Source organism: Streptomyces malaysiensis subsp. malaysiensis, from assembly GCF_040653035.1.
Taxonomy (GTDB): Bacteria; Actinomycetota; Actinomycetes; order Streptomycetales; family Streptomycetaceae; genus Streptomyces; species Streptomyces malaysiensis.
Genome location: NZ_JBEZNG010000011.1, coordinates 43987 through 61567, shown reverse-complemented (window position 1 = coordinate 61567; position 17581 = coordinate 43987). Strand labels below are relative to the sequence as shown.

The 17581-nt window shown below is 73.4% G+C and carries 11 protein-coding genes; 2 read left to right on the top strand and 9 right to left on the bottom strand.

All coding sequences use genetic code 11. The annotated features are described in order from the left end of the window. Positions 1 to 20 precede the first annotated feature (20 nt). The 9 genes from AB0E24_RS22715 to AB0E24_RS22675 all read right to left on the bottom strand — a co-directional run bounded on the left by AB0E24_RS22715 (position 21) and on the right by AB0E24_RS22675 (position 9177). On the bottom strand, positions 21 to 1277 hold the full coding sequence (locus AB0E24_RS22715) for a cellulase-like family protein (RefSeq protein ID WP_079260030.1): 1257 nt from the start codon (positions 1275 to 1277) through the stop codon (positions 21 to 23). A gap of 105 nt (positions 1278 to 1382) precedes the next feature. Further along, positions 1383 to 1673 (bottom strand): DUF1876 domain-containing protein, encoded by a 291-nt coding sequence (locus AB0E24_RS22710; protein WP_069860532.1) that lies wholly within the window; start codon positions 1671 to 1673, stop codon positions 1383 to 1385. Positions 1674 to 1809: 136 nt separating this feature from the next. Continuing rightward, the gene (locus tag AB0E24_RS22705) at positions 1810 to 2424 is read right to left on the bottom strand and encodes an Rv1733c family protein (RefSeq protein WP_347210512.1); all 615 of its coding nucleotides are present in this window, start codon (positions 2422 to 2424) and stop codon (positions 1810 to 1812) included. Between the two features lie 97 nt (positions 2425 to 2521). Further along, positions 2522 to 3343, bottom strand: a complete 822-nt coding sequence (locus AB0E24_RS22700; RefSeq protein WP_359379410.1) for an aminotransferase class IV — start codon at positions 3341 to 3343, stop codon at positions 2522 to 2524. A 293-nt stretch (positions 3344 to 3636) separates the two neighbouring features. Then, positions 3637 to 3804 carry a hypothetical protein gene (locus AB0E24_RS22695; RefSeq protein ID WP_174885328.1) on the bottom strand — a complete coding sequence of 56 codons (168 nt, stop codon included), beginning with the start codon at positions 3802 to 3804 and terminating at the stop codon, positions 3637 to 3639. Continuing rightward, a complete protein-coding gene (pabB, locus tag AB0E24_RS22690) occupies positions 3801 to 6125 on the bottom strand; it encodes an aminodeoxychorismate synthase component I (protein WP_359379407.1) in 2325 nt (774 codons plus the stop codon). The genes AB0E24_RS22695 and pabB overlap by 4 nt, the downstream gene beginning before the upstream one ends. 368 nt (positions 6126 to 6493) lie before the next feature. Continuing rightward, the gene (rocD, locus tag AB0E24_RS22685) at positions 6494 to 7741 is read right to left on the bottom strand and encodes an ornithine--oxo-acid transaminase (protein ID WP_359379404.1); all 1248 of its coding nucleotides are present in this window, start codon (positions 7739 to 7741) and stop codon (positions 6494 to 6496) included. Continuing rightward, positions 7741 to 8550: a dimethylargininase gene (gene ddaH / locus AB0E24_RS22680; RefSeq protein ID WP_093702764.1), complete on the bottom strand. Its 810-nt coding sequence runs from the start codon at positions 8548 to 8550 to the stop codon at positions 7741 to 7743. The genes rocD and ddaH overlap by 1 nt, the downstream gene beginning before the upstream one ends. Positions 8551 to 8685: 135 nt before the next feature. Continuing rightward, on the bottom strand, positions 8686 to 9177 hold the full coding sequence (locus tag AB0E24_RS22675; RefSeq protein ID WP_069860538.1) for an Lrp/AsnC family transcriptional regulator: 492 nt from the start codon (positions 9175 to 9177) through the stop codon (positions 8686 to 8688). A 520-nt stretch (positions 9178 to 9697) separates the two neighbouring features. Here AB0E24_RS22675 and AB0E24_RS22670 point away from each other — a divergent pair. After that, a complete protein-coding gene (locus AB0E24_RS22670) occupies positions 9698 to 11032 on the top strand; it encodes a beta-ketoacyl synthase N-terminal-like domain-containing protein (protein ID WP_359379400.1) in 1335 nt (444 codons plus the stop codon). Positions 11033 to 11113: 81 nt separating this feature from the next. Next, a complete protein-coding gene (locus tag AB0E24_RS22665) occupies positions 11114 to 17554 on the top strand; it encodes an SDR family NAD(P)-dependent oxidoreductase (protein WP_359379398.1) in 6441 nt (2146 codons plus the stop codon). Positions 17555 to 17581: the final 27 nt, after the last annotated feature.

Sequence of the window (17581 nt, the reverse complement as noted above, 5' to 3'; positions counted from 1 at the left end):
CAGCCGCGTATCAGCCCGTCTCAGCCGCGCAGCATCGCGTTGCACTCCCGCTGGAGCGCGATGTCCTGCCACATCGGGTGCTGCGGCGCCGCGTTGGAGCACACCACCGCGCCCCACGCGCCCACCCGCACCGACTCCTCGATGGCGCGGCGGCAGAACGCGGCCCCCACCGGGCCCTCCTCGAAGGTGCCGTGCAGCGGGGTGTAGCCGATCCAGCCCTCGCCGAAGACCAGCGGAACCCCGTGGTCGACCGCCCAGTCAGCGGCCGCCTCGATCCAGGTGACCAGCCGCTGGTCCATCGCCAGCCGGTGCACGGCATAGCGGTCGTACAGCCAGGCGTCCCAGCGCTCGGGGTCGCACCAGTCGTGGACGTAGACCTCCCGGGGGCCGACCGTGGTGGCCTCCAGCCGCCACTGATCGCCGGGCGGAGGTGCCCAGTCCGCCAGATCGGGGGCGCCGGGGCGCAGCAGCTCCCGGCGGACCGACTCCTGGGGGAAGGGACGGGCCCGGTCGCGTATGGCGAAGGTGGCCAGAAGCTCGTCCAGCACCCCGTAGACATACGGGTGGAAGACCGCCACATCCACCTCGCGGGGGACCCCGCGCAGCGAACCGACCGGCACCTTGGCGTAGTTGACCGTGACGGGCCGGTTGGGGTGGCGCTCCTTGAAGCGGGCGATGCCCCGCTCCAGCCGCGGCCGCAGGGCGACGACCTTGTCATGGCCCTCCAGCCCTTCGGCGAGCCGGCTGCCCTGCACCTCGTTGTGCAGCTCGGTGAAGGCGATCCGGTCGTCCAGACCGTGGATCACCAGGAAGTCGATCAGATCCGCCAGCGCGTCCGCGAGCGCCTCGGCGCGCCGCTCGGGATCGACGGCCATCAGCGCGTCGAACCAGGCGCGGTCCTCGCCGAACGACGGGCTCTGCTGGTACTCCCAGCTGGAGAGGATGACGAAGCAGTCATGGCGCAGGGCCGCCTCGAACAGCTCGCGCAGCCAGGCCCGTCCGTCGATCTCGCCCCCGCCGCCCACGTCGTACCAGCGCATCCGCTGCCCGTACGCGCCGCCCAGCGCCGACGGCCGCAGCTTGGTCGTGTCGAGCCGGGAGCCGAAGAGCAGGAACGGCATGGCGCAGACGCGCACGGTGTTGTAGCCGCGCGCCACGGCCTCCTCGAAGGCGCGGTCGAGATCGGCGAAGGGCTCACCCGGGCCGGTGCGGGTGTACCAGCTGAAGTCCCACAGCGAGATGGTCAGGTTGTCCGGCAGATGCGGCGACAGCGTCACAGGGGGCTCCCCGCGGTCGGCGGCTCGGCATGAGAGATCCGTTCATCGTCGGGGGGTGCCCATGGGCTGTCAAGATGTATTCATAAATAATGGCCAGCGCTGGGGTCAGGCGATCCAGCCGTAGCCTGGCCGCGGTCTGCGGGAGGCCGGGGGCGCGCCCGCGCTCTCCAGGTCCCGCTCGGCGGCCCGCACCAGCTGTTGCCCCAGATCGCTGAGCGCCCGCCCGGCCGCGAGCTCGTCGCCGATCACGGGCACGTCATCGTCGTCCGGGTTGCACCTGGCCAGTCCCCGGCCGGTGAGCGCCGTGGACCCGGTGTCCAGCTCCACGCGCGCCGTGGTCCTCCCCTCGTCCTCGGAGAGACGGAGGTGGACCTTCCACTCCACTGTGTGCGACATGGTCTGCTCCTCAAGCTATCGGCGGCCGCTTCGGGCGGCTGCCTGTGACGGCTGCCTGCGACGGCTGCCTGCGACGGTCGCTTCCGACGGCCGCTTCTGACGGCCGCGGACCCCGCGGCGGCGGCCGGAGCCCCGCTCAGCGGCGGTTCCTGCCGGACCACGCGGGTTCCACCACCTTCCACTCTGCCTCCCATCGTGCGTACCGCCCGCGGTCCAGCGCCCGCCGGACCCGCGCCCGGCCGGTGAGCGCGACCGCGGCCACCGCGGCGGCGGTGAGACAGCCGGTGAACCAGCCCATGGTCCGCGCGGTCGACGGGGAGGAGGGCGGCTGCGCCAGGGCGCCCTCGTGGTTCACCCAGACCCGCACCTCGTCCCCCGAATCGCCGCCGTCCGCCAGTGTGGCGGTGCCCGTATGGCGCTCACCGTCATCGGCGACCCAGCGCACCCTCGCCTGCCGCGGCTCCCGCACATCGCTGTGGTCCGGCCCGGGTGCGGCCTCGGCGAGCCGGGCGGTGATCTGGTGCCGCGCGGAGGTCTCGGCGGCCACCACGCGCAGCTGGGAGGCGTGCGCCGCGTATCCCGCGCTGATCGCGGCGGCCGGCAGCCCGACCGCGAGGATCAGCACGAACAGCACGGTGCACCAGGTCTGGATCCGGTCGGTCCGGCGGCGCAGTGGGTTGGGCCCGCCGGCCGGACGCCTGCGCAGGGGCGGACGCGGCCCGAAGACGCGTCGCGGTCCGTGGGTGTTCATGGTCTGGGCCTCCAGCGAGTGCTGAGTGCTGATACCGGCGTGCGGTCGCGCCGGTATCGGGGTCAGATGCGCGGGGGAAGTCAGGGGATCGGGGAGGTCACGGGATCGGATCGCAAGCGCCGTCGAGCCAGGTCTGCCAGGCGGCGGCGCGCAGCGCCGGGCCCGCCCGCAGCGGGCGGCCCAGCCACGCGGTCACCGGACGAATCCCGTGCACCGCGTTGACCAGCCACACCTCACGGCCGTCCAGCTCCCGCACGGCACGGCGGCGGTGCTCGGTGCGGACGCCCAGCTCGGCGGCCCGGTCCTGGATCAGGGCCGAGGTCACGCCCGTCAGCAGCGGAAGCTCCCGGGGCGGCAGGCACAGAACGTCGTCCTCCCACCACAGAACGCTCGCCCCCGTCCCCTCCAGCACCGTCCCGGAGGGGGTGGTGAGCAACAGCTCCTGTGCGCCGCGGGCGGCGGCCCGCTCGCGCAGATGTGCCAGCAGACAGAGGTCGGGGCCCTCGCGGCGGGGATGCGACCGCGGGTCGAACTCCTCGGTCAGGCACACGGTCACATCGACCGTGCGCGGCGGCGCGGGCCGTATCCGCAGGAACAGCCGGGCCGGTTCCGGACCGGCCAGTTCGACCCGGGGGAACCAGCGCTCGGTACGGGGCAGGGCCGCGATCGCGTCGCGCCAGAAGCTCTCGATCCGGGCGGGGGAGTCGCCGCTCGCCTCGACGCACGCGGCGACGAACCGGCGGCGGTGGTGGTCGAGCCCGCGCACCCGCCCGTCGTCGACCAGCCAGGAGCCGGCGGCCAGCAGCGCGCTGTCCGGCACCGCCCGGGAGGGCATCAGCCCGCCGTCCTCGCGCCACATCAGCGTCCACTGCTTCTGGTCCGACGCGTCGGCGTGACCGACGTTCTGTGCAGCGATCATGTCCGCTTCCACGTCTCCGTCCCGGTGTTTCCGAAGTTTCCGCTGTCCGATGCCGTGCCGCCCCGGTGTTCCCCGCCGGTGGGCCTCCGTCGTTTCGCCCTGACCGTCCGACCGGGTTCCTCAGCAGATCGGCGGAAGTCGGCTGCGGTTCGGTGGCGCCCCGAAGGGGCGCGGGGCTGTGTCGATGTGCGGCTCCGCCGCGGGCGCGACCAGCCACGACGGCGCCGCGGACGATCGACGGCAGGTCGGGGTACTTCCAGCGGAGCGCTTAGCCGCGCCCGCTGGAATGCCGGTCAAACGGCCGCGCGCCGGACCGCCCCGGCGGCCTCGCCGCTGTCGCGGACCGCGCTGTGGCGGGCGGAGGCGTACCCGGTCACCGCCGCGGGTCCCCGCGAGGGCTCGGAGCATGCCGCCGACACCGCCTCGGCCGCCGCGACGGCGTCCGCGATCCCGCTGTTCATCCCCCGGGCCCCGAAGGTGCGGCGGGTGGCGCCGCGGCGGCGGCCATGAGCAGATCGTCGAGCTCTCCGGCGGGCGCGCGCTCCACAGCCTCGTAGGCACGCATGGTGGCGGCCGTCTTCAGCAGCATCTCCTCGTACTCATCGGCCGGATCGGAGTCGAGCACGATGGCGCCGCCCGCGCCGATGTGCATCCGGCCGCCGGTGAACACGGCCGTGCGGATGACGATGTTGAGGTCCGCCGCGCCGTTGCAGCTGAGGTAGCCGAGCGCCCCGGAGTAGACACCGCGGGCCTCGGTCTCCAGCGAGTCGATGATCTCCAGCGTGCGCGGCTTGGGGGCGCCGGTCATGGAGCCGCCCGGGAAGCAGGCCCGGACGCAGTCGATGGAGGTCGACTCCTGGCGCAGCCGGCCGCGCACGGTGGAGACCAGCTGGTGGACGGTGGCGTAGGTCTCGGTGTTCATCAGGCGCGGCACATACACGCTGCCCGGTGCGCACACCCGCCCCAGGTCGTTGCGGAGCAGGTCCACGATCATCAGGTTCTCGGCGCGGGCCTTGGGGCTGGAGGCGAGGGCCGCGAGCGCCCGCGCATCCGTCTCCGGGTCCCGGCCGCGCGCGGCGGTGCCCTTGATCGGTTTGGCCTCGGCGGTGCCGTCGGGGGTGATGCGCAGAAAGCGCTCGGGGGAGGCGCAGGCCACATCGGTGCCGTCGAACCGCAGATAGGCGGCGTACGGCGCGGGGTTGAACCGCCGCAGGGCCCGGTAGAAGGCGTAGCTGTCGCCGGGGGCGGGCAGCCAGGCGGAGTTGGTCAGGCAGATCTCATAGCTGACCCCGGCGCGCAGCTCCCGCTGACACGCCTCGATCGAGGCCAGGTACCGCTCCCGGTCCCGCGTCAGCCAGGGCTCCACGGCGGCCGTGGTGGCGAGCGCGGGCGGCGGCGGGGTGGGCCCGGTGACCGTCGGCACCCCGCTGAGCACGGTCACCGTGGTGTCCAGCCAGTCCTTCGCCGACCGGTGGCCGTCGGGGGTGTCCTCGGCCAGGCAGCAGATGTAGGTGACGCCCTCCTGGTGGTCGACCGCGACGAAGCGATCGGCGAAGAGCCAGCAGGCGTCCGGGGTGGTGGCCCGGTGGCGGTTGGGGGAGCCGCAGTCGGCCTTGAGCTCATAGCCGAAGTAGCCCACATAGCCGCCGGTGAAGTCGAAGGGGAGGCCGGGGGCGTTCACCCGGCGGCGGGTCAGCTCCCGTTCGAGGTAGTCGAAGACGCCGCCCTCGACCCGGAGGGCCGGTCGTCCCGGCCGCTCGACCTCGCAGACGCCGGTGTCGGTGTCGTAGCGGACGAACTCGGCGAGCGGGCCCGTGCCGTCCCCGAGGAAGGAGAAGCGAGCCTCGCCGGACTCGGTGCGCGAGCTGTCGAGCCAGAACGCGTGTGGCGCCTTCGCGTACAGCCGGGTGAAGGCCGCCTCGGTGTCGGTGGCGTCGGCCAGCCATCGGGCGTGCAGCCGGTAGACGGGGCCGTCCGGGGGCGTCGGCGGCGGGACGCCGTCCTCGGGGGCGAGCCGCGCCGGTGCGGCTCGGGGGTCCGCTTCCGGGGCGCGAGGGGGAACCACCTCCGCGGTCGGCCGGGGCGCAGTACGGCGGGCGCGGCGCGGCTGCTCGGCGGGCGGGGCCGCGGTGGAGGCCGGGGCCGCGGTGGCGGCGGGCGGGGCCACGGTGGAGGTCACCGACTCGCCGTTGGCGTGCTCGATGGTCAGATCGCGGAAGTTGCCGAGCATACGGTGGCCGTATCCGGTCAGCACCGACTCCGGATGGAACTGGACGCCCCACAGCGGACGGGCCCGGTGCCGCAGCCCCATCAGCACCCCGTCCTCGGACCAGGCGATGCCCTGGAGCCCCAGCGGCAGCGGCTCGGCCACGCACAGCGAGTGATAGCGCACGGCCGTGAAGTCCTGCGGAAGACCACGGAACAGCCCGCGCCCGCCGTGTTTGATCCGGGACAGATGCCCGTGCCTGGCCTCGGGCGCGGCCACCACCCGCGCCTGGGCGCCGAGCGCGATCCCCTGGTGCCCCAGGCACACCCCCAGCACCGGAATATGCGATCGCTCGATCAGCCGGGCGGTGGCGCCGAAGTCCCGTGGATCGGCCGGATGCCCGGGGCCGGGGGAGAGCACGATGTTGTCGAACGCGGAGAGATCGATGTCCACGCATTCCGGCGCGTCATGGAGAAGCACCTCCGGTTCCTCGCCGTTGACCTCGGTCAGCAGATGAAAGAGGTTGTACGTATACGAGTCGTGATGATCGACGAGGAGTGTCCTCAGCGATTCCATCCGGATTTGCCTCCTTGCGATGAGAAAACCCGGCCGGATATCACCCGCCCGGGTCGTCGGGGCGCGAGGTCGCGCCCACCTATCGGCGAGCGCGCGGACCGTCGGTTGCCTCGAACCGGATCCCATCACCCCGCCTCCGACGGCAAGATGACAGGAAGTGTTCCACAGCGTGCGATCGGGAACAGTGGAATGCTCATCAACGTACATAAAAACCCGGAAAGGCGGTCGTGACCTGGGCGTTATCTACGCTTCGCAGTTCTGGCGGGCCGCGAGGAGGGTGCCGAAAAAGAATCTGGGAGCGGGATTGAACATGATGAAGCGCCGGGCCGTATAAAACGTAATGGCCCGGCGCTCCTCGTCGCTTTCGGTCAGCCGAGCACCTTCTCGAGCGCCGCCAGCGCCCCCTCCAGCTCCTCACGGGTGATGGTCAGCGGCGGTGCCAGCCGGATCGTCGAACCATGGGTGTCCTTGACCAGGATCCCCTCGGCCATCAGCCGCTCGCTCACCTCGCGGCCGGTGCCGAGCGCGGGGTCCACATCGACGCCCGCCCACAGCCCTCGGCAGCGGTAGCCCAGGACGCCCTTGCCGGTCAGCGCGGCCAGCCCGTCCCTCAGCACCTCGCCCAGCTCCGCCGCCCGGCGCTGGAATTCGCCGGTGCTCAGCAGGTCCACCACGGCCGAGCCGACCGCGGCGGCCAGCGGATTGCCGCCGAAGGTGGAGCCGTGCTCACCGGGGCGCAGCACCCCGAGCACCGCCGGGTCGGCCACCACCGCGGACACCGGCACGATGCCGCCGCCCAGCGCCTTGCCGAGCAGCAGCACATCCGGCATCACGGACTCGTGCTCGACGGCCAGGGTGGTGCCGGTGCGGCCCAGACCGGACTGGATCTCATCGGCGATGAACAGCGTCCCGGTGCGCCGGGTCAGCTCGCGTACCCCTCGCAGATAGCCGTCATCGGGGATGATGACGCCCGCCTCGCCCTGGATGGGCTCGATGAGGACCGCCGCCGTGGTCTCGTCGACGGCGGCCTCCAGGGCCGCGAGGTCGTTGTACGGCACGATGCGGAAGCCCGGGGCGAAGGGGCCGAAGCCATCGCGGGCGACGGGGTCGCTGGAGAAGCCGACGATCGTCGTCGTACGGCCGTGGAAGTTGTCGGCCGCCACCACGATGGTGGCCTGGTCGGTGGCGACGCCCTTCACCTCGTACGCCCACTTGCGGGCGACCTTGATGCCGCTCTCCACGGCCTCCGCGCCGGTGTTCATCGGCAGCACCATGGACAGCCCGGTGAGCTCCGCAAGCCCCTCGGCGAACCCGGCCAGCCGGTCGTTGTGGAAGGCCCGCGAGGTCAGCGTGAGCTGGTCGAGCTGGCGGTGGGCGGCCTCGATCAGCGCGGGGTGGCGGTGGCCGAAGTTCAGGGCCGAGTAGCCGGCCAGCATGTCCAGATAGCGGCGCCCCTCGACGTCCCACACCCAGGTGCCCTCGGCGCGGGCGACGACCACGGGCAGCGGGTGGTAGTTGTGCGCGAGCGAGGACTCCTCGGCGTGGATGAGTTCCCGCGACGAGCGGGCGCCGTCGGCCGCGGCGGTCCCGGAGGCGATGGGGGTGGTGGCGGTCATCAGCGGATCTCCTGTGTGCAGCACTTGATGCCCCCGCCGGCCTTGTGCAGTTCCGACAGGTCGACGGGGACGGGGACGTAACCGCGGTCGGTGAGCTGGTCGATCAGCCCGGTGGCCCGGGGGGCGACGAAGACATGGCGGCCGTCGGAGACCGAGTTGAGCCCGAAGGCCATGGCGTCGTCGCGGGTGGCGATCAGCGCGTCGGGGAAGAGCCGCCCGAGCACCTCACGGCTGCCGGGGGAGAACGCCTCCGGGTAGTAGGCGATGTTCTGGTCGTCGAGGACGAACAGCGCGGTGTCCAGGTGGTAGAAGTACGGGTCCACCAGCAGCAGGCTGACGGTGGGCACTCCGAAGAACTCCTGCACCTCCTGGTGGGCCGCCCGGGTGGTGCGGAAGCCGGTGCCCGCCAGGACGAAGGGCCCGGCCGGCACCAGGTCGCCCTCGCCCTCGCACACCGACTCCGGCGGATGGACGTCGAAACCGGCCGCCTTGAACCACCGCTCATAGGCGAGCTGCTCCGGCCGGCGCTGGGGCGCGTGGAACCGTGAGCCGAAGACCCGGCCCTCCAGGACGAGGGCCGAGTTCGCCGCGAACACCATGTCCGGCAGGCCCGGCACCGGCTCGATGTGGTCGACCCGGTGGCCGTGGTCGCGGTAGGTGCGGATCAGCGTCTCCCATTGCGCCTGGGCGAGGTCGGTGTCGACCTCGGTGTCCTCACGCATCCAGGGATTGATGGCGTACCGCACATCGAAATATCTGGGGGCACAGGTCAGGAAGCGCCGGGGGCGCGGCACACGCGTCAGGGGCACGGAGATTATTCCTCTCGCTTCCGCGGGCGACCGGGGGGATGAATCAACGGTAGAAAGCGGAGGAGAGGGGAGACAAGCAAGGAAAACTGCGCATGAGCGCATCGATGGTGCGTGCTCGGGCCGGTTGGCGCCGATTCATTGCGCAGCGGTCGCGGGAGGGGCCGCACCGGCCTCCGCACTGCCCGTGAGCAGGTGGGACAGCACCATGTAGCTGATCGTCTGGCGGACGAAGGGCTCGGCCCGGATGCGCTCCAGCACCTCCTCGAAATGCTCCACATCGGTCGCCATGACATGCAGCAGGGCGTCCGCGCCGCCGGTCACCGTCATGGCCGCGATGATCTCCGGATAGTTGCGCACGACCTCCGCGAGACGCCGGGGTGGTGCGGCGCTGTCGCAGTACACCTCCACATACGCCTCGGTCCGCCAGCCGAGGGCGGCCGGGCGCACGGTGGTGGTGAAGCCGGTGATCACATCGGTCTCCCGCATCCGGTCGACGCGGCGCTTGACCGCGGAGGCGGAGAGTCCGATCGCCGCGCCGATCTCCGTGAAGCTGGTCCTGGCGTTGGCCACCAGCGCCGCAACGATTTTGCGGTCCAGCTCGTCGAACGGTACGGACTGCTGTGTCATGTTTTGCCATCCTTTGCTGCTTTCGCGCCCTACGCGAAGGGCTCTTTCGCGCGCTCAATCCGCCCCGTGCTCCTTGAGTGCCTGAGGCGCCTTTTTCTGTACGCTCTTTCAGAAAGGTTCCACAAGAGGGGGCGTGAACCGGGGTGCGAGCCCCCTTTTCACCAGGGTCGCGCGGTATGGGCTCCGGGGGTACGACAGCGGTGCGCCGAACCGGCCGAATCCACCACGGTGATACGACACCACCTACCGGCCCATGTCCTTCCAGGCGTAGCGTCAGCTAATCCACCCGTCCTTTCCGAACGATGAGCGGCTCCCTCGACGGAGACGGCTCACCATCCAACGGGGAAAGGCTTCGAGTACCTCCAACGCCGCGCCGCATACGCCGAATTCGCCGGTGAACCGAATCCGGCCCACCGGTGCCCCCGCGCATTCGGGCGACTCGCCGTACCGGCGGCTCAGGTACTCCGGTGTGAGCGAAAGGGACCACCGTCATGATTCTCTCCAGCCCCGCCAGGGCGCGATGAAAGCGCCCCGGCCGGCCCCGGGCGGCGCCGGAAACCCGCGCGACGCCGTGGTCACCGGCCTCGGTTTCTGTCTGCCGGGCGGCGCCGAACCCGTCTTCACCGCGGCCCAGGTGTGGGACATCGCCTCCCGGGGCCGCTCCGTCCTCGACCGGCACGACAGCCACTACGGCTCGGTCCACCTGAGCGCCGGGCAGTTCGAGGAACGACTCCCCGACCTCCCCGAATTCTTCTCCCGCCACTACACCAACGCCCACCGCTACGGTCTGGTCTCCCTGGTCGAGGCGTGTGCCGACGCCGAGCTCGACCTGGCCGCCGGAGATCTGTGCGAGGCGGCCGTGCTCGTCGGCCGCGGCAGCGTGGACGCCAATGTGGACAGCTATCTCACCCTGCTCGGCGTCGACCCCGACGCCGCCACCACCCTCGACGCCCTGGAGATGTTCGTCGCCGCCGAACAGGCCGTGTCCCCCTCCGACGTGGCCGTCGTCCAGGGCGCGCTGACCCGCACCGTCGGCCCCTGCTTCACCGTCTCCTGCGGCTGCGCCTCCGCCGCCGTACAGATCGGCAACGCCCGCCGCCTCATCGCGGCCGGCGAGACCGACCTCGCGGTGGTGACCGGCGTCGACGTCTTCAACGTCGGTGTGATCCAGAAGGGGGAGCGGCTGCTGCGCGGCGCCCAGCGCGCCTACGACGCGATGGACGCCGCCGGAATGCCCGATCTGCTGCCGTCCTTCGACTCCCTGATGCGCCCCTACGACCGGCGTGCCGACTGCATCAACCACGGCGAGGGCTCCGCCACCGTGATCATGGAGAGCAGGGAGCACGCCGCGCGCCGCGGCGCCCACCTCTACGGCCAGGTGCTCGCCACCGCCATGACCCGCGACGGGCTGGCCAACCCGCTCGCCGCCGACCACACCGGTGCCCAGCTCACCAGGGCCGTCCGGCTCTGCCTGGGCGACCGATGGCGGATCGGGCAGGTGCCGTACATCAACGGCGCGAGCGACGGCGGCGCCGCCGTCACCGCCATGGAGGCCAACACCGTCCGGGAGCTCTACGGCCCCGACCCCACCGTGCTGATGTCCTCCCAGGAGGGCTGCTTCGGCCACCACGGCTCACCCGCCGGCTGCCTCGGCCTCGCCCTGACCCTGATGATGATGGAGTTCGGCGAGGTGTGCCCCACCGCCAACTGCGAACAGCCCGCGGACGGCCTCCCCTTCGACCCCGTCCCCGGCACCCGCCCCCGTCCCCTCGACTTCGACCACGCGCTCAGCTTCAACTACCAGATCGGTGGCGTGAAGCACGCGATGCTGCTGGGCGGCCCGGACACCATCTGAGTCCATGACCCCCGCGGCGATCTCCACCCACGGCCCCTCACGGCCCCCACCCCGGGCCGGGCACCACCCACGGAGACCCCGATGCGTCAGCACACCCCCGCCCCCGGCCGTCCCCCCGGCCGTATCGCCGTCGTCGGCATGGGCTGCCGGCTTCCCGGCGACACCGACTCACCCGCCGCCCTGTGGCGGCTGCTGGCCGACGGACGCGACGCCGTCGGCGAACCGCCCCCTGAGCGCGCCGCGCTCTGGGCGGCCGACCCCGGCACGACCCTCGGCACGACCCCTGGCCCGCCCCCCGGCGCGACCCTCGGTTCAGCCCCTGGCCCGGTCCCGGGAACGACCGCCCGCCCCGGGGCCGCGCCGCCCGTCCGCGGCGGGTATCTGCGCGATGTGTCCGGTTTCGACGCCGACTTCTTCGGCGTCTCCGGACGCGAGGCCGACATCCTCGACCCCCAGCACCGGCTGCTGCTCGAAGTGGTCTGGGAGGCCCTGGAGCACGCCGGAATGCCACCCGACCGGCTCGGCTCCACCGCCACCGGCGTCTTCGCCGGGCTCAGCTACAACGACTACATGAACCGGCTCGACCGGCACCCCCGCGAGCTGGAGGGCTCCGCCCTGGCCAACGGGCACTGCGTCGCCACCGGCCGGATCTCCTACCTCCTCGGCCTCCACGGCCCCTCCGTGGCCCTGGACACCGCGTGCTCGTCCTCCCTGGTCGCCGTCCACCTGGCCGTCCAGGCGCTGCGCACGGGCGAATGCGATCTGGCCCTGGCCGGCGGGGTCACCCTGATGTTCGAGCCGCGCATCACCCGCTCGTTCGACCGGATGGGCATGCTCTCGCACACCGGCCACTGCCACGCCTTCGACGCCGCCGCCGACGGCTTCGTCCGCGGCGAGGGCTGCGGCATCGTCGTCCTCAAACGCCTCACCGACGCCGTGCGCGACGGGGACCGGGTCCTGGCCGTGCTGCGCGGCTCGGCCGTCAACCAGGACGGCCACTCCGACGGGCTCGCCGCGCCCTCGGCCACCGCCCAGCGCGCCCTGTACGAGGAGGCGCTCGGCCGCGCCGGGGTCGACCCGGCCGACGTCGGGATGGTCGAGGCCCACGGCACCGGCACGCCCGTCGGCGACCCGGTCGAATTCGCCGGCCTCGCCCAGGTCTACGGAACCGGCCGGGACCGCTGCGCCCTCGCCTCGGTCAAGACCAACCTGGGCCATCTGGAGCCCGCCGCCGGTGTCACCGGGCTGATCAAGGCCGTGCTGTGCCTGGGGCGTGGCCTCATCCCGCGCAATCTGCACTTCACCGGCTGGAACCCGGCCATCGACGCCGAGGGGACCCGTTTCTTCATCCCCCGCGAGCTCACCCCGTGGCCGGTGCGGACCGGTCCCCGGCTGGCCGCCGTGTCCTCCTTCGGCTTCTCCGGGACCAACGCCCATGTGGTGCTGGAACAGCCGCCCGCCGCACCCGCGCCCGCCCGCCGTCCCGCACCCGGGCCCCGGTCCGCCACCCGCGCCGTACCGCGGGTGTTCCTCGTCCCCGCGGGGTCCCCGGCCGCGCTGCCCGGCGCCGCGCGGCGGATGGCGGACTGGCTGGAGGGCGACGGCGCGGACACCCCGCTGCGCGATATCGCCCACACCCTGGCGCTGCGCCGCGGCGCAGGCCGCGGGCGGCTCGGTGTCACCACCGCGTCGCGCGCCGAACTCATCGGCGCCCTGCGGGCGTTCGCCGCCGGTCGGGCCCATCCCGCCGTGGTCACCGGCGCGGTGGGCGCCGCGGTCTCGCGCAGGCCGATATGGGTGTTCTCCGGGCAGGGCTCCCAGTGGCCCGGTATGGGACGGCGGCTGCTGGAGACCGAACCGGCCTTCGCCGAGGCGCTCGCCGAGGCCGATGCCCTCATCGCCGCCGAATCCGGATTCTCGGTGCTCGACATCGTCCGCTCCGGCGCCCCGGTGACCGGCTGCGACCGGGTGCAGCCCGTGCTGTTCGCACTCCAGACCGCGCTCGCCGCCACCTGGCGCGCCCACGGCGTGGAGCCCGCCGGGGTCATCGGCCACTCCATGGGCGAGGTGGCCGCCGCCGTGGTGGCCGGGGCGCTCTCCCTCGCCGACGGGGCCACGGTGATCTGCCGCCGCTCCGCACTGCTCACCCGCGTCGCCGGGCACGGCGCCATGGCCACGGTGGGCCTCGGCGCCGACGAGGTGCGGGCCGAACTCGACACCGGCGGCGCCGCGGAAGCCGTCACCGTGGCCGTCATGGCCGCGCCCGGCTCGACCGTGGTGGCCGGGGACACCGCACACATCGAACGGCTCGTGGCCGGCTGGCAGGCCCGCTCCGTCCCCGCCGCGCTGATCGCCGTGGACGTCGCCTCGCACTCGCCCCAGGTGGACCCGCTGCTGGCCGATCTGCGCACCGCACTCGCCGACCTCACCCCCCGCCGCCCGGACGTGCCCTTCTACACCACCGTTCTCGACGATCCGCACACCCCGCCCGCCTTCGACGCCGACTACTGGTGCGCCAATCTGCGCCGCCCGGTCCGGTTCTCGGCGGCGGTGGCCGCCGCGGCGGCCGACCGCCACCTGGTGTACGTCGAGATCTCCCCCCACCCGGTCATCACCCAACCCGTCCTGCGCGGACTCGCCGGTCTGGTGGCGGACCCCGTCGTCCTGCCCACCCTCGTCCGCGACGAGGACGAGCCCGCCACCTTCCGGACCCATCTGGCCGCGCTGCACTGCGCGGGCGTCCCCGTCGACTGGTCGGTGCTGTACGCGGACGCCGCACTCGCCGACGTACCGCCCATCACCTTCGACCGCACCCGCCACTGGGCCGACGGCCCGCTCCCCGCGCACCCCGACGCCACCTCGGCCGCCGGGCTGCCCGGCGCGCACCTCGAAGTGCCCGGCGAACCCGTCCGCCACTCCTGGCGCGCCCGCACCGGCACCGCGGCCCTGCCCTGGCTCGGCGACCACCGGGTGCACGGCGCCCCCGTGCTGCCCGGCGCGGCCTCCTACGCCCTCGCGCTCACCACCGCCTGCGAGGTGTTCGGCACCGGACCCGAGGAGATCGAGGTCACCGATCTGCGCTTCCGCGAACTGCTGCGGCTCGCCGACCGCACCGACCTGTCCACCACGGTGACCCTCGCCGCCGCCGACCGCGCCGAATGCGAGATCTACGGGCGCGACGAGGACGGCGCCTGGGTGCGGCAGGCCACCGCGGTGCTCCGCAGACTCGCCGTACCACCGCGCACCCGCGCCGCCTCCGTGCGCACCCTCGCCCTGCGCCATCCGCTGCCCGTCGATGCCGACGCCCTCTACGCCAATCTGCGGGCCCGGGGCGTGGAGCACGGAGCGGCCTTCCAGGGCATAACCGATGTGTCCGCCTCCCGCCACGGCAACAGCTTCTGGGCCCGGGTGCGGATTCCCGAGGCCGCCCGCGAACCGGGGCACGGTCTGCGTGTCCACCCCGTCCTCGTGGATCTGTGCGCCCAACTCCTCGTCGCCGGGCTGCTCGACGGGGACGACCAGCGGCTGCTGCTGCCCGCGCGGATGCAGAGCGTACGCGTCCTCGGCGACCCCGGGACCGCCGTGTACTGCCACGCCCGCCTCGCCGAGACCACCCCCGGAGCCACCGTCGGGCACGTCCGCCTGCTCGACGCGGACGGGCGGCCGGTCCTGGCCGTCGACGGGCTGCGGATCGTGCACCGGGCCGCCGACCGGGCACCCGAGGCCGACCGGTGGTTCCTCGAACTCGGCTGGCGGCGCACCACCCGGCCCCCGGCCACCAGGCCCCCCGGGCGGTGGCTGGTCGTCGGAGAGGCGGACGGCACCGCCCGCGCGGTGGCCGCAGCGCTGCGCGCCGCCGGTGCCACGGCCCGGGTGTGGGAGGCGCCCCTGGCCGACCAGGGGCTCGACACGTTCCGCGACGCCTTCACCCTCCGGCTCACCCGCCCCGGGGAGCGACCGGGCGCCGTGGTGTTCGTATGCGGCCCGCGCCCCGCCAACGGCGGCGCGGAGGACGGGCTGCGCCGCACCCGCCGACTGCTCGCCGCCGCCCAGGCGCTCACCGCCCGCTTCCCCGAACCGCCCCGCCTCTACGCCGCCACCCGGGGCGCCCGCACCGTGACCCCCGGCGATCTGGCCGACCCCGGACAGAGCGCGCTCCGCGGACTCCTGCGGGTGCTCGCCCTGGAACACCCCGAGCTGCGGGCCACCTCGGTGGACACCGATCCGGCCGCCCCGGACCGGCTCGCGGAAACCCTCGCCGCCGAACTCCTCGCCGACGGCCCCGAGGACGAGATCGCGCTGCGCGACGGAGCCCGCTACACCGCCGAACTGGACTACGCGCCCCTCACCGACGCCGAGCGCACCAGCGCCGCCGCCCGCACCGCGCGCTGCGGCACCGACGGCTTCCGGCTGCGCGCGGGCCGCCTCGGCGACCTCGGCAGTCTGGAGCTCACCACCACGCCCCGCCGCCCGCCAGGACCGGGCGAGGTGGAACTGCGGGTGCTCGCCGCGGGCCTGAACTTCCGGGACGTCCTCACGGCCATGGGCCTGCTCCCCGGCGACGAGGACATCCGCTACCGGCTCGGCTTCGAATGCGCGGGCGTGGTGAGCGCGGTGGGACCAGGCGTCGACCAACTCCGCGCCGGTGACCGGGTGGTGGCGGCCGATGTGCACGGCGGCGCCTTCGGATCGTTCACCGTCGTCCCCGCCGACCACACGGCGCCCCTGCCCGAGGGGCTCGACCCGCACACCGCCGCCGGGCTGCCGATCGCGTTCCTCACCGCCTGGTACGCGCTGCGCCACGTCGGGCAGGTGACCGCGGGGGAGCGGGTGCTGATCCACTCGGCCACCGGCGGCACCGGACTGGCCGCCATCGCGGTCGCCCGGCTGCTGGGCGCCGAGGTGCTGGCCACGGCGGGCAGCGAGGAGAAACGGCGCTTCCTGCGCGGTATGGGCATCTCCCGGGTGATGGACTCCCGGTCGCTGGACTTCCGCGACGAGGTCAAGGAGGCCACCGGGGGCGAGGGCGTCGACGTGGTGCTCAACTCCCTCTCCGGAGCGGCCGTCCGGGCCGGTCTCGAGTGTCTGCGCCCCTTCGGCCGCTTCGTCGAGCTCGGCGTTCGCGACATCCTCTCCGACGCCCCGCTCGGGCTCTCCCCGCTGCGGCACAACATCACCTTCGCCACCGTGGACCTGAGGGAGGTGCAGCTGGCCCGCCCACGGGTCTACGCGGCGCTGCTGCGCGAGGTGCTCGGCGCCATCGGCGAGGGCCGTCTCAAGCCGCTGCGGTGCACCAGCTATCCGCTCGCGGAGGTCACCGACGCGTTCCGGCGGATGGCCGGTGCCCGCCACATCGGCAAACTGGTGCTGACCATCCCGCAGGAGGGCCAGGTCGACGCGGTGCTGCCCGACGGACCGCTGACGATACGCCACGGCGGGACGTACATCGTCACCGGCGGCCTGCGCGGCCTCGGGCTCGCCACCGCCCGCTGGCTGGCCCGCCGGGGCGCGGGCCACCTGGTGCTCAACGGACGGACCGCACCGTCAGGCGCCGCCGCCCGGGCACTCGCCGAACTCTCCGCCGCCGGGACCAGGATCACGGTCGTCCGCGGCGATATCGCCCGCCCGGACACCGCCGCCCGGCTCGTGGCCGCCGCCACCGCGCGCGACGGGGCGTCCCCGCACGGTGTCGTCCACTGCGCGATGGTCCTCGACGACGCGGCCGTGGCCAACATCCGCGAGGACCAGCTGCACCGCGTATGGGCGCCGAAGGCCACCGGGGCGTGGCGGCTGCACCAGGCCACCGAGGGACACCGGCTCGACTGGTTCGCGGTGTACTCCTCCATGGCCTCCCTGCTCGGCAACGCCGGACAGGGCGCCTACGCGGCCGCCAACGCCTGGCTGGACGGCTTCGCCGCCTGGCGCTCGGCGCGCGGCCTGCCCACCCTCGCCGTCAACTGGGGGCCGTGGGGCGAGACCGGAGTGGCCACCGGCTTCGCCGACCGCGGCTATCGGACGATCCCCACCGACCAGGGGCTCCACGCCCTCGGCGACCTGCTGGCCCACCGGCGGGTGCAGACCGGTGTGATCCCCGGCGAACCGGCCACCTGGATCCCCGCCACCGGTCGCCGGTCCCCCCTCTTCGCCCCGCTGCTCGCCGGTGACGACACCCCGGCAGCAGCCCGGGAGCGCACCGACGACATCCGCGACCGGCTGGCGGCGCTTCCCGCCGGTCCGGCCCGCCGCACCGCGCTGGAGTCCTATCTGACCGACCACATCCGTGCCGTGCTGCGGCTCAGCGGCACCACCCTCGATCCGCAGACCCCCTTGAAGGCGCTGGGCTTCGACTCGCTGCTCGCCATGGAGCTGCGGGTGCGCCTGGAGACGGGGCTGAGCATCAAGCTCGCGGGCAACTTCGTCTGGCGGCATCCGACCGTGGCGGCCCTGGCCGCCGGGCTCGCCCAGCAGATGGGGCTCGATCCGGCCGACCGGCCGGAGGAGCGGCTGGGCGCCCCGGGCTGACGGGGCCGGCGGTGGCACGGGACGGCG

Excerpts from the sequence above, each read along its gene's own strand:
- AB0E24_RS22710 (WP_069860532.1), bottom strand. The coding sequence starts at position 1,673 with ATGTCGCACACAGTGGAGTGGAAGGTCCACCTCCGTCTCTCCGAGGAC.
- AB0E24_RS22705 (WP_347210512.1), bottom strand. The coding sequence starts at position 2,424 with ATGAACACCCACGGACCGCGACGCGTCTTCGGGCCGCGTCCGCCCCTG.
- AB0E24_RS22700 (WP_359379410.1), bottom strand. The coding sequence starts at position 3,343 with ATGATCGCTGCACAGAACGTCGGTCACGCCGACGCGTCGGACCAGAAG.
- AB0E24_RS22695 (WP_174885328.1), bottom strand. The coding sequence starts at position 3,804 with ATGAACAGCGGGATCGCGGACGCCGTCGCGGCGGCCGAGGCGGTGTCG.
- pabB (WP_359379407.1), bottom strand. The coding sequence starts at position 6,125 with ATGGAATCGCTGAGGACACTCCTCGTCGATCATCACGACTCGTATACG.
- rocD (WP_359379404.1), bottom strand. The coding sequence starts at position 7,741 with ATGACCGCCACCACCCCCATCGCCTCCGGGACCGCCGCGGCCGACGGC.
- AB0E24_RS22675 (WP_069860538.1), bottom strand. The coding sequence starts at position 9,177 with ATGACACAGCAGTCCGTACCGTTCGACGAGCTGGACCGCAAAATCGTT.
- AB0E24_RS22670 (WP_359379400.1), top strand. The coding sequence starts at position 9,698 with ATGAAAGCGCCCCGGCCGGCCCCGGGCGGCGCCGGAAACCCGCGCGAC.
- AB0E24_RS22665 (WP_359379398.1), top strand. The coding sequence starts at position 11,114 with ATGCGTCAGCACACCCCCGCCCCCGGCCGTCCCCCCGGCCGTATCGCC.